The following is a 12586-nucleotide window of genomic DNA, read 5'->3' as shown; positions in this document are numbered from 1 at the left end:
TCCTTGGCTGCTGCCCAGGGGTGGTCAGCTGTAGAGAGCGCTGACCGTGCGGGTTGATCCGTCCAATGTGATTTCTCCGCCGTAGGGCAGTATCCACTGGGGCCGGGTATGGCCGAAAGGGACCCCGACACAGATGACGGCCTCCGGGTTATACCGGGTGACCTCGGCAATCACCGCGTCGCGCTGGGCGGCCCGCAGGCGGGAGCGTTCCTCGAGTGCCGGCCGGTGCTCGAAGTTGCTGGTTGGTGCCCTGGCGACGAGAACCCCGCTGACCGCGCTGAGGATGCCTCGCTCCCCGAGTGAGCGGACCCACCGCTTCACCCAGTCGGCAGGTGGGATCAGCTCACTGGTTTCCAGCAGCAGGATGGATCCGTGCAGCGCATCAACCGGCGGCAGCCGATCCGCCAGCGCGAGCTCGTCGATGACCTCTAGGCATCCTCCCCAGGTCGGCCCCGATACTTGCCGCTCCGGCCCGGCCCACGCCCACGGCTCGGTGGGCTCCCGTTCTCCGAATTCGACAAGGGCTTTGGGGTCACGCCAATCCCTGCCGAAGTCCTCGGAAACACCCGGATCGGTAATCGTGAGCTCACCGCCGTCCATAAGGGCAGCTTTCAGGGAGGTGAGGTGGATTTCATCAATGCCGGGGCCGGGACCGAGATGAACTTGTGTGGAACCACCGTAGAAACTAGCTATGCCGTGTGACCAGAGCCAGTTCAGCAGGTTTGTGTTGTCGCTGTATCCAAGAAAAATCTTGGGATCGGCACGGGCAAGACCGGAGTCTAAATGAGGGATGACAGTGATCTGGTCATCACCGCCAATGGTGGCGAGGATTGCCCGGATGCTTGGATCAGCAAATGCCGAGTTGAGATCAGCGGCACGGTCTTCAGCGGTTGCGCCGAGTCGGCGGGTCGTCGGGAATTCCACTGGCACGAGGCCGGTCGCGTCGGCGAGCCGATTCATGGCCTGCTCGTGAACTGCTGGCGCGAAGCCGGGAGCGGCGAATGACGGCGACAGAATCGCCACGCGGTCACCCTTACGGAGTTTTGGTGCCGGTCCGGTGGATCCCCTTTTGTCCATCCCGCCATTCAAACACAAGGGAAAAGCCACAGCTCCGGAACTATGAAAGTCTGAGGCTATGGGGAATTGCAACGCTTTCATTGCTCCGTACGAGCCAATCATTCACCAGCGCGGCAGTGAGGTCCGGCCGTTCAAGATGGGCGTTGTGGCCAGCGGCGTCGAGCACCGCGTAGGTGCCCCGGACATAGTGGTTGCGCAGTTTCCACCCATCCTCGTAGCCAGTGACATGGTCCTGACGCCCGAAAAGGTGCAACGACGGCGCCTCAAAGGGAACAGGGTGTGCCACCTCGGGTTCGACAGAGAGCCCATACTCCGCCGCCACCCGTTCGAGGATTGCTTGGTTCGCTCCGCGAAGACCAGGCAGGACATACCGGGTAAATGCCTCCAACGTGGCCTCACTCTGGACGACCGTCATCTCCTCGTAGTCATCCCGCACCTGGCCAGCCAAAGCCAGGACAGCAGGGTCCTCCCGGACAACCTGCCGGCGGGGAAGGCTGCGAGCCTGATGGGTCGGCTCGTACACGCCCGCAAGAGTAGCCAAGCCAAGAACCTGATCTCGAAGCAGGTGGGCTACGTGCCGGGCAATCATGCCTCCGAAGGAGTTGCCGATCACGGCGAACGGCCGGTCTCCAAGAAACTCATGGACATCGTTCAGAGCGCTTTGCGCGACGTGGTCTGCGCTGGAGACGTTGGCGTCAGCATTCCCCTCGGCCCACGGCAGATCGATATAGATCCGCTGCCATCCGGACTCATCGATAACGTCCTCCAACGGCAGCATGATCCGATGATCAACGCCGAATCCGTGGATTACTACGAGCGGAAGGCCTTCTCCTAAGACTTGAGCAATCACTGACCAGAGCCTACAGGCCAGTTTGATCTTTCAGCGTTTGGTGAACCTGTCCTCGATGAACCGCAGCAGGGGCCGGGAGTTAAGGCATACGAGGAAGACCAGGGCCCCGGCAGCCACCAGCATCAGGTAGGTGGTGGACATCAGCAGCAGGAACGCGGCCACAAAGAGAATGCCGGCATTGCCCAGCGCCACCCTCTTCTGCGCACCGAAGCTGTACAGCGACAACCGGTAAATGTCCCGCACCGGGAAGGTGAACCTGGACAGCAGCAGCAACGCGTGCAGTGCCGCCGTTGCCACCAGGAGTCCCAGGACCAGCAGCGCCACCCGGATGGCCGGTTCAGCGCCGGGCCCGGCGCCGGGGATGAGCGGCAGCCCGGCCAGGTTCAAGGTGACCACGGCCAGCACCAGCAGGTATGGCAGCCACACCATCAGGGCCTGCACGAAGTTCATCCGGTAGCCCCGCACAAAGTCGCGGAACACCCCGGTGTCATGGCCGGCAAGCAGCCGGTTGAACGCGTACATGGCAGCCACCAGGGACGGGCCAACCGGGACGAAGGCCAGCAGCACCAGGAGCCAGTTGCCCAGCAGTGGCGTTACCACCAGTAGCACGTTGGCCAGCACCAGCAGCGCGTGGCCCATCATCACGCCGGCCACGGTGCCGGCCGCCCTGAACAGGGGGCCGGCACCGTATTCCGTTTTTTTCTGAACCACGCACTGCCTTTCGGTTGCCGGCCAGGGCGGCCGGCGCCGTCGTACTTCCTACTTGGCCTCGTAAGCCGTGAACGCCTTGTTCGCCAACTCTACGTACTTGGACATGCCCTTGCTGTCCAGTTCCTTGAGGTAGGCGTCGAACTCGCCCAGGCTCCGCTGCCCCGTGATGAACTTCAGGGTGTTCTGCTTGACGTGGTCCTTCAGCGGGGTGAGCACCAGGGTGGCCTGCTCGCGGTCCACGTCGCTGAACGGCACGGGCGGGGACACCGGCTTCGGGGTCTTGCTCTTCATGGCCTCCTGGAACGCGAGCTCCTCCTCGTTGAAGGTGGAGTGCAGCAGGTCCGTGGTGCCGCCGTAAGCAAAGTTGCCGCCGGAGAACCCGTATTCCACCCGCAGGTCCTTGGTGCCGGCCGGGTTGAGGCCCTGGAAATTGATGTCGTTGGCGAGGACGCGCTTCCCGCCTTCCTTGGTGAACGTGGTGCCTTCCACACCCCACTTCGAGAACTCCTGCCCGGCATCGCTGTAGAAGAGCCAGTCGATGTACTGCATGAGCGCCACGAAGGTGTCCTTGTCCTTCACGGACGAGTTGAGCATGATGCCGTTCTCCAGCCGCGAGCCGCCGATGATATCCCCCGCGGGCCCACCGGGGACGGTGATTTTGCGGACGGTGAAGTTGCCCTTGCCCAGCGACTGCTCCATGGATGTGCGGTAGGTGATGATGTTCTGCGAGTTCGCGCTGATCACGAACGATTTGCCGGAGGTGAACTTCTGGATGGCGGAGTCGTCCGTCTGGGTGAAGCTTTCGGGGTCCATCAGGCCCTCGGAGACCAGGGAGTTGAAGTAGGTCACCAGTTCCTTGAACCTGGAGGTTCCGGCGGCGAACTCGAACTCCTTCTTCGATTCGTCGAAGTTCAGCCCGTCCACCAGGCCCCAGCCCGCCACCGTGCCGAACGCGTTGCCGGCGATGTTCAGCACGCTGTTGCCGTTGAACCTGTCGGAGAACGGCACCACGTCCGGGTAGGCCTTCTTCAGTTTGCGCAGCACCTCGCGGAACTCGTCCCAGGTTTTTGGATCCGTGATCCCTTCCTTCTCCAGGATGTCGGTGCGGAACGCCAGGGTGTAGTCCGGCCACAGCTCCTCGTGCAGCCCGGGCAGCACATAATACTTGCCGTCCTCCTGCGTGAGCCCGGCAATCTCAGGTTCGAGCTTCCACTTCTTCACCTTGTCCTGGAAGTGCGGCATCAGGTCCACGTAGTCGCTGACCGGCAGGACCGCCCCGGAGGAGACGTACGCGCTCTCCTGGCCCGGGTAGGTCTTGGCGATGATTTCCGGGGCGTTGCCCGAGCTGATCAGCAGGCTGCGCTTCTGCTCGTAATCGCTGCTGGGGACGATGGTGGGTTCCAGCGTGACGTTGTTCGCGCTCGCCATCTGGGTGAACAGCAGCCAGTCCTTCTTGAACGGGTACGAGGGCTGGTCGCTGAAGAGGAAGGTGAAGCTCACCGGCGCCGTCGCCTTGAACGTATCCCCCACCCCAAAGCTGTCCATAGCTCCGGTGCGGGCCTTGGAGGTATCCACCTTGGCGCCTGAATCGGAGTCACAGCCTGCCGCCACCAGGCCGAAGGCGGCGAGGGCGGAGAGGCCGAGGAACTCTCGTCTGCGGATCATAAGTTTTCCTTTCATAAGGGGTTATTCCTTGACGGAACCGAGCATGACGCCGGTGAAGAAGTACTTCTGGACAAAGGGGTAGACGCACAAAATGGGGATGACGGTGAGGACGATGGTGACCGACTGGATGTTCGCCGCGATCTGGCCCAGGTTCTCGGCCGTGCCGCCGGCAGAGTCCGCGGTGGTTACACCGGCGATCATGTTGCGCAGGTAGATGGTCACCGGGAACAGGTCCGGGTTGTCCAGATAGAGGAAGGCCTGGAACCAGGAGTTCCAGTTGGCCACGGCGTAGAACAGCACCATGGTGGCCACGATCGCCTTGCTCAGGGGAAGGACCACCTTGAACAGCACACCGTACTGGGTCAGCCCGTCAATGGCGGCGGCCTCCTCCAGCTCCCGGGGCATGTTCTCGAAGAACGACTTCATGATGAGCAGGTTGAACACGCTGATGGCATTGGGCAGCACCACGGCCCACAGGGTGTCCCGCATGCCCAGCGAGCTGATCAGCACGTAATTGGGAATGAGGCCACCGTTGAAGAACATGGTGAACACCGCGATGCCAATGAACACGCTGCGGCCTTTCAGGTCCTTCTTGGCGATGGCGTAGGCGAAGCTGGTGGTCAGGACCATGGAGATGGCCGTAGCCACCACCGTGTACAGGATCGTGTTGCTGTAGTTGTTCCAGAAGGTGGAGTCGGCCAGGATCAGCTTGTATGTTTCGGTGTTGAACCCCATGGGGAACAGGTTGACCTGGCCCGCGTTGATGAAGCCTTCGCTGGAAAAGCTCTGGGCAATGATGTTCAGGAACGGGTAGAGGGTCAGGAACACCACCACCAGCAGGAACACCAGGTTGAACATCCGGAACACCCGCATGCCGCGGGAGACCTTCATGTCCTTGAGCAGGACGCCGGTTTCTTTCATGGTTGGCCCTTTCACCACAGGCTCGTTCCGGCCAGCCGCTTGGAGATGGCGTTGGCGGAGAGGATCAGCGTGAGGCCGATGACGGATTCGAACATGCCGATGGCCGCGGCGTAGCTGAAGTTGCTGGACTCCAGGCCCACCCGGTACAGGTAGGTGGAGATGACATCGGAGGTTGCGTAGTTGAGCGGGTTGTAGATCAGGAGGATCTTTTCGAAGCCCACGGCCATGAACGTGCCGATGTTCAGGATCAGGAGGGTGATGATGGTGGGCCTGATGGCCGGCAGCGTCACATGCCAGGTCTGCTGCCAGCGGTTGGCACCATCAATCCGGGCGGCCTCGTACAGCGATTCATCCACGCGGGTCAGCGCGGCGAGGTAGAGGATGGCGCCCCAGCCCATGGTCTGCCACACCTCGGAGCTGATGTACATGGGCCGGAACCAGCCGGCGTCCTGGGTGAAGTTCACCGTGGTGCCGAACAAAGTGTTGGCGATCTGATTGACCGTGCCGGTCATGGAGAAGTTCTGCAGGATCATGCCGGCGATGATCACCACGGACATGAAGTGCGGCAGGTACGCCACGGTCTGGACGAACTTCTTGAACTTCTGCGAGCGCAGCTCGTTGAGCATCAGCGCGAAGATGATGGGCATGGGGAAGCAGAACAGCAGCGTCAGCACGCCCAGGATGATGGTGTTTTGGAACGCCTGCCAGAAGCTGGGATCGTTGATGAACAGGGTGACGTATTTCAGCCCCACCCATTTCTCGCCGAAGATGCTGCCGCCGGGCTGGAACTGCCGGAAGGCGATCACGTTGCCGGCCATGGGCAGGTAGCGGAACACGGCGAAGTACGCCAGCGGCAGCAGCACCAGGGTGTACAGCCGCCAGTCCCGTGTCAGGGCCAGCCCCCAGCTGCCGGGTTTGTTGCGGCGGTTCCGGGTGGCGCCGGGCGGGTCCGGGGTGACCGCCTCGGGAGGTACTTCCAGTCGCAGGGCCATGGTGGGGCCTCCTATCGGGCGGTTTCTGCGGTGATGGATTCTGTGGGTTCTTCAATCACCAGGACGCCGTAGCCAGCGAGCTCTACGGTTCCCTGGACGGCGTTGCCGGTGAGGAGGTCGATGCCGCCGGACTTGATCTCCACGCGGGCCGGGGCGTCGTTGTGGTTCAGGACCAGCAGGTAGCTGCGTCCGCTGCCCGTACGACGGCGGACCTGCACTCCCAGCGGAGCGTCAAGTTCCGGGCGGATTCCCGCAGCAGCGCGCTCGGCCGCCAGCAGCTCCTCCAGGAAGGCGCCGTCCACCCGGGCGGACAGATAGACGGCTGTGCCCTCGCCGAAAGTGTTGCAGGTGACAGCGGGTGAGCCGGCAAGCCGTCCCGACGCGTAGCTCGCCAGGACGTCCGCTGTTTCGGCGTGCAGGTGCTCAGTCCAGTAGCTGGCCGAGGCCGTGCCGCCGTCGGCCGTTGTAAGCTTTTCTTCCTCGCCCTCGCCGGCCAGCGGGTGCATCTCCTCGCTCCACGCACCGAGGACGTTCCGGAGGGCGCCCGGGTAGCCGCCCAGGCGGATGGTGTTGTCCGGGTCCACGATGCCGGAGAGGTAGCTGGCCACCAGGCGGCCGCCGCCGGCAACGTAGTCCTCGATCCGCTGCGCGGCCTCGTCTGAAAGGAGGTACGACGCCGGCAGGACCAGCAGGCCGTACTGGCTGAGGTCTGAGGCGGTGTTGACGAAGTCCACCGGAATGTTCGCCTCGAAGAACGGCCGGTAGAGGCGGAGGACTTCCTGGGTGTAGTTCAGGTCAGAGCGGGGCGAGTTGCCCAGTTCCAGGGCCCACCAGCAGTCCCAGTCGAACACCATGGCCACCTTGGCGGCGGACCGCGTGCCGGTAACCCCGCCGAGCTCTTTCAGCTCCCGGCCCAGTTCGCACACCTCCCGGAAGACGCGGGTGTTGGGCCCGGCGTGGTTGACCATGCCGGAGTGGAAGCGCTCCGTGCCGCCCTTGGCCTGGCGCCACTGGAAGAAGAGGATGGAGTCCGCGCCCTGGGCGATCGCCTGGTAGGAGCCCAGCCGCATCTTGCCGGGGAGTTTGGAGACATTGACGGACCACTGGCTCACCGCTGCGGTGGCCTGTTCCATGACCAGCCAAGGCTGGCCCTTCCGAAGCGAGCGCATCAGGTCGAAGTTGAGGGCGGCGGCCACGTGGGCGTCTTCCTCGCGCGGGTCCGGGTAGATATCCAGGGCGGCGGCGTCTTCCTCCGCGGCCCAGGCCCAGTAGTCGTTGTTCTTGTAGAAGCGCATGAAGTTGGTGACGATGGGCAGGTCCGGGGTGTGCCGGCGCAGGATGTCCCGTTCGGCTTTGTAGTGCTCCAGCATGCTGTCCGAGGTGAAGCGGTGGTAGTCCAGGCGCCGGGAGGGGTTGGACCAGGTGCGGGGCTGGGCGGGGGCGTTGACCTGGGACCAGTCCGAGTAGACCTGGCCCCAGACATCCGTGCTCCAGGCCTGGTTGAGTTGGTCCAGGCTGCTGTACTTCTGCTGCAGCCATGCACGGAAGGCCCGGTCCGCATGGGGGCCATAGGAGACGGGCCCGTATTCGTTGTTGACGTGCCACATGCAGAGGGCGGGGTGGCCGGCGTAGCGCTCCCCCATCTTCTCGGCCATGGCCAGGGACTTCTCCCGGTATGCGGGGTGGGAGACGTCGAAGTGCTGGCGGGACCCGAAGCCGAAGGTGGTGCCGTCCGCCAGGACCGGAAGGATGTCCGGGTGCTGGGCAACGAGCCAGGCCGGCGGAACGGCGTCAGGGGTGGCAAGGTCCACGCCGATGCCGTTGGTGTGCAGCAGGTCCATGATCTGGTCCAGCCAGCCGAAGTCATAGACACCGTCCGCGGTTTCCAGCCGGCTCCAGGAAAAGACAGCCAGGGTGACCAGGTTGACGCCGGCCTCCTTCATGAGGCGGACATCCTCCTGCCACACCTCGCGGGGCCACTGCTCCGGGTTGTAGTCCCCGCCGTAGGCTATACCGCCCAGCCTCTCGTGCAGGCGTTTGAGGCGGGTTTCGGGGGTGCTGGCGCGAGGCTCGCTGGTCATCATTGTCCTTTGGTAGGCAAGTGGCCGCCGGCTCCCCACCGTTGCGACCTGCATCACACGTAGAAACTATCGTAAAGTTTCAGCAATAACAACAGCCTCGCGTGAAGTGACAGCACCCTCCCGCAGGAGGAGCGGAATCCGTTCCGGGCAGACCATGCGCAGGTCAATGCCGGATTTTCTGGTCTGGTGCGCCACCGACCGGCCGGCAGAACTCCGCGGCCCGGCCTTTCCTGTTGAACATGGAAACTATCGGAAGGCCCTGGAAGGCTGTTAGTCCAAGCACACTTCCTTGCCGGAGGCCGGGAACGGGAGCATACTTATTAGCGGGACTAATTAGCAGTGCTAAGTATTTCAGGAGGCGCAACCCCGGCGTGACCACCACCGACACCCAGCACCCCAGAACCACCGGATCGACCAGCCCGGACAGCCTGGCCATCGATCTCCGCACGGCCGTGATGCGCACCTCGCGGCGGCTCCGCGTCGAGGCCACCGGGGACGCCATCACCCCGGGGCAGTACACGGTACTGGCCCTGCTCAACGGCAACGGTCCCAGTACCCTCCGCGCACTGGCCGAGAGCGAGCATGTGCAGGCCCCGTCCATGACGCGGATCGTCAACGCGCTCGCGGACCAGGGCTTCGTGTCCAGGGCGGCAAACCCCGACGACGGCCGCCAGGTCCGCGTGGACATCACCGACGCCGGCCGGGCAGTCCTGGCCGAGGCCCGGAACCAGCGGACGGCATGGCTGGCGCAGCGGGTGGCCGGGCTGAGCGAAGAGGACCGGCAGGTCCTAAGCCGCGCGGCGCACATCATGCAGGAAATGAGCGGCACATGAGCGCCATGTTCCGGGCCCTGGAGAACCGGAACTACCGGATCTGGGCCAGCGGCGCGCTGGTGTCCAACATCGGCACCTGGATGCAGCGGATAGCCCAGGACTGGCTGGTGCTGACCGTCCTCACCAACTACTCCGGCGCCGCCGTCGGCATCACCACGGGCCTGCAGTTCCTCCCCATGCTGCTCCTCGGACCGTACGGAGGAGTCCTGGCTGACCGCTACCGCAAACGGGTGATCCTGCTGTGGACACAGGTGGCCATGGGCCTGACCGGCCTGGCGCTTGGGCTGCTGGTGGTCACCGGTACCGCCGAACTGTGGCACGCGTACGTGGCCGCCCTCTGCCTTGGAATTGCCAGCGCCGTGGACGCACCCTCACGCCAGGCCTTCGTCTCAGAACTCGTAGGCCAGGACAACATCGCCAACGCGGTGGCGCTGAACTCTGCGTCCTTCAACACGGCCAGGCTTACCGGCCCTGCCATCGCGGGCCTGCTGATTGCCTGGGTGGGAACGGGGCCGGTGTTCCTGCTCAACGCCGCCAGTTTTGGCGCGGTCATCATCTCGCTGTTCCGGATCCGGGCCTCGGAGCTCTCACCTGCGGCGCCGGCCAGCAGGGGCAAGCACCAGGTGGCGGAAGGCGTCCGCTATGTGCGCAACCGGCCGGACCTGGTGCTGATCATGGTCCTGGTGGGCATCCTCGGCGCGTTCGGGATGAACTTCCCCATCATCAACGCGCTCATGGCCACCACCGAGTTCGGGGTGGGCGCCGGCGAATTCGGTCTGCTGGGCTCCATCATGGCGGTGGGCACCCTGGCCGGGGCGCTCCTTGCCGCACGCAGGGCCGGTCCCCGGCTGAGGTTCCTGCTGGGCGGGGCGCTCGGGCTTGGCGCCTTCACCCTCCTTGGCAGCGTGTCGCCGTCGTTCTGGCTGTTTGCCGCAGTCCTGATCCCGGTGGGCCTGGCCTCAATCACCTTCCTGAACAGCTGCAACACGAGCATCCAGCTCTCGGTGGAGCCCCAGTTCCGCGGACGGGTGCTGGCCCTGTACCTTGCCGTGCTCCAGGGCGGAACCGCCGTGGGCGCTCCGCTGATGGGCTGGATCGGCTCGGAGTTCGGCGCGCGCTGGGCCGTGGCGGCAGGCGGGATCATCGTGCTGCTGGCGGCCGTGGCCGCCGTGGCCGTGGTGAGCCGGCGGAGCAGCCTGAGCTTCCGGGACAACCTCCGCATGGTGTTCCGGCGGCGGCGCGAGCCTGCCCTCTAGGGCAACGCAACCAGCCAACGGACGACGACGGCGCTGCGGACTCCGCCCTGGAGGCACCCCTGGTGGGGCTGCTTCGGCGGCCCGCACCGCCGTCGTTCGCTGTCCGCCGGCAGTAACGCCGCTGTAACGCCTGGAAGGTCTAATTCCAGTGGACGCAATGATCGCCTGACGGTCCATGCCTTCCGTGGCCGCCGGGACCCTACCCAAGGCTGGAACCCGGGCAGTACAGATAGTGATGGTGCGAGATGCACTCCTGCAGCCGCCGCCCGATCGCCCTCACCTGGGCGGTCACCCTGGCGCTGCTGCTGTCTGCGTGCCTGGCAACCGGCGGCGATGGTGAGCCGGCTCCCAGCAACAGCACGTCGCAAGCGAACCAGCCCGCCGAGCCCGGCGGTTCTGGTGGCGGCTCCACCCTCGGCGGGGAGCGCAGCCAGTCCAAAAAGTCGCAACGGGGCCAGCCGCCGGCTCAACCGCCCGCTCCGCCTGCCCCAAACCAGCCGCCTGCGCAGCCGCCTGCCCCGCCGCCGGGACCACCGGCCCCGAACCAGCCACCCGATCAACCGCCCGCTCCGCCTGCCCCAAACCAGCCGCCTGTGCAGCCGCCCGCCCCGCCGCCGGGACCACCCGCCCCTGACCTGCCGCCCGCACCGGAGACCGTGGTGCTTGACTGGCTGCCCATCGGCCCGGTTGGCAGGGGCGACCCCATTTGGTACAGGAACCTGAGGGGCATGGACTGCGGATCCCTTCCCGAGTACGCCGGACCCTTCAACACCGTCGAAGAGGGGGCGAAAACGCTGTGCCTCGGCTTGACGGGAGACCAGGCTGCCTGGGATGCGGGAGCCTCTGCGCTGGACACGATGCCGCCGCCATTCGAGGGCGACTGCTGGTCCGCCACCGCCATCGAGATCCTCCGCACCATAGCTGTGGTCCGGCAACAGAATCCGGGCGTCTCCGTGGAGCTTGCCCCTCGCCGCGGAACCGCGTGCCCGCCGGAGCTGGCGGGCCTGGAGGACAGCGAAGGCAACTCCCCTCCTTTCCTGGTCTGCCCCGGCCAGTCCATCGTCCTGTCCGGAAACATCACCGGCCTCCCCGCCGGGACCGTCCGCTCGGTGTACGTAGGTGCCACGATCGCAGCGGTCCTGCAGCGCCAGAGCTTCATCGACACTAACCATCCGCTTGAGTTCTATTTCCTGGCACCGCTCCTGGACCCGGGGCAGCCAACCACGGCCGAGGTCAGCATCGCCGACGCCGACTGGCCGGTGCGCGGATCCGCTTCCTTCGAGTACGCAACGGACCAGGGCACATGCCCGCAGGCGCCCGGCACCGCGCCATGACGGAGGCCGGCGGGGACGAACGTTCCTCCTGGTCCCGTGCCCTGGGTGTCATTTCGGCCATCGGCCCCCCGGTCACGGTGGCCACGGCCCTGCTGTTCTACTTCGGCTGGGCCCGCGCCGAGGCGCAGGCGGCACAGATGGGCCTGAACGTCAGCCTGTTCGGGTATGCAGTGCAGGACTACATCCTGATCAGCATCAACGCGCTGTTCCTGCCGCTCGTCTGCATCCTGGCGGCCAGCGTCGTCTGGCTGGCCCTGGACCGCTGGCTGCGCCGCCGCATCGAAGAGGACCGCGGCCGGGCCGTCATCCTGAAGGCCGCCGGCATAACAGCCCTGCTCAGCGGACTCCTCGTGGGCGTCAGCCTGGTCCTGGCGGTTGTGGAACCCGCCCGGACAGCGCTGTTCACTCCGTATCTGATGGCGTTAGGCGTCCTGGTGGCCACCTGGTGCATGCGCCTGCGCCGGCTGGGCCGGGACCGTACATCACCAACCCTCAGCTCCGAGCAGCGGGCGGTGGAAACCACGCTGATCCTCAGCATCGTGACGCTGCTGCTCTTCTGGGGCACGGCCGACTACGCCCAGGCGGTGGGCCGGCGGCTCGCCTTGAACTTCGAGCAGGGGGTCCAGTACATGCCCCGGGCGGAGGTTTATTCGCCCAAACCGCTGGGCATCGGTTCGGCTGCGGTCACGGAGGTCCAGGTGGGAACCGGGGACGCAGCGCTCTACCGGTACGACGGCCTCCGCCTGCTGGTGCTCAGCGGCGGACGTTTCTTCTTCCTGCACGACGGCTGGACACCGCGGGACGGAACGGTCATCGTGCTCCCGGACGACAACTCGGTACGTATCGAATTCAGGCGGTAGCGCTGT

Annotated in this window: 11 protein-coding genes; 4 read left to right on the top strand and 7 right to left on the bottom strand. The window is 65.2% G+C overall.

Annotated features, from left to right (window positions below; all coding sequences use genetic code 11):
- Positions 1–24 precede the first annotated feature (24 nt).
- The 7 genes from IEX43_RS11885 to IEX43_RS11855 form a co-directional block, all read right to left on the bottom strand.
- Entirely contained in the window at positions 25–1077 is a 1053-nt protein-coding gene (locus IEX43_RS11885; RefSeq protein ID WP_188811267.1) for a S66 family peptidase, read from the bottom strand.
- Between the two features lie 40 nt (positions 1078–1117).
- Positions 1118–1855: an alpha/beta fold hydrolase gene (locus IEX43_RS11880; RefSeq protein ID WP_229666438.1), complete on the bottom strand. Its 738-nt coding sequence runs from the start codon at positions 1853–1855 to the stop codon at positions 1118–1120.
- 102 nt (positions 1856–1957) lie between these two features.
- Positions 1958–2638 carry a DUF624 domain-containing protein gene (locus IEX43_RS11875; RefSeq protein ID WP_188811263.1) on the bottom strand — a complete coding sequence of 227 codons (681 nt, stop codon included), beginning with the start codon at positions 2636–2638 and terminating at the stop codon, positions 1958–1960.
- Between the two features lie 48 nt (positions 2639–2686).
- Entirely contained in the window at positions 2687–4318 is a 1632-nt protein-coding gene (locus IEX43_RS11870) for an ABC transporter substrate-binding protein (RefSeq protein WP_188811261.1), read from the bottom strand.
- 6 nt (positions 4319–4324) lie between these two features.
- On the bottom strand, positions 4325–5224 hold the full coding sequence (locus tag IEX43_RS11865) for a carbohydrate ABC transporter permease (RefSeq protein WP_202884284.1): 900 nt from the start codon (positions 5222–5224) through the stop codon (positions 4325–4327).
- An 11-nt stretch (positions 5225–5235) separates the two neighbouring features.
- A complete protein-coding gene (locus IEX43_RS11860; protein ID WP_188811259.1) occupies positions 5236–6216 on the bottom strand; it encodes an ABC transporter permease in 981 nt (326 codons plus the stop codon).
- A gap of 11 nt (positions 6217–6227) precedes the next feature.
- On the bottom strand, positions 6228–8297 hold the full coding sequence (locus IEX43_RS11855) for a beta-galactosidase (protein ID WP_188811257.1): 2070 nt from the start codon (positions 8295–8297) through the stop codon (positions 6228–6230).
- Between the two features lie 455 nt (positions 8298–8752).
- On the opposite strand from IEX43_RS11855, the gene IEX43_RS11850 reads away from it, so the two are divergent.
- The 4 genes from IEX43_RS11850 (at position 8753) to IEX43_RS11835 (ending at position 12580) form a co-directional block, all read left to right on the top strand.
- Entirely contained in the window at positions 8753–9130 is a 378-nt protein-coding gene (locus IEX43_RS11850; RefSeq protein WP_238340650.1) for a MarR family winged helix-turn-helix transcriptional regulator, read from the top strand.
- Positions 9127–10386: an MFS transporter gene (locus IEX43_RS11845; protein WP_188811255.1), complete on the top strand. Its 1260-nt coding sequence runs from the start codon at positions 9127–9129 to the stop codon at positions 10384–10386. Before IEX43_RS11850 ends, IEX43_RS11845 begins: the two co-directional genes overlap by 4 nt.
- Before the next feature lie 593 nt (positions 10387–10979).
- Positions 10980–11720 carry a hypothetical protein gene (locus IEX43_RS11840; RefSeq protein WP_188811254.1) on the top strand — a complete coding sequence of 247 codons (741 nt, stop codon included), beginning with the start codon at positions 10980–10982 and terminating at the stop codon, positions 11718–11720.
- The gene (locus tag IEX43_RS11835; protein ID WP_188811253.1) at positions 11690–12580 is read left to right on the top strand and encodes a hypothetical protein; all 891 of its coding nucleotides are present in this window, start codon (positions 11690–11692) and stop codon (positions 12578–12580) included. The genes IEX43_RS11840 and IEX43_RS11835 overlap by 31 nt, the downstream gene beginning before the upstream one ends.
- Positions 12581–12586: the final 6 nt, after the last annotated feature.

It is taken from the genome of Pseudarthrobacter polychromogenes (assembly GCF_014644495.1).
Classification (GTDB): domain Bacteria; phylum Actinomycetota; class Actinomycetes; order Actinomycetales; family Micrococcaceae; genus Arthrobacter; species Arthrobacter polychromogenes.
This window is presented reverse-complemented; position numbering and strand designations above follow the sequence as displayed.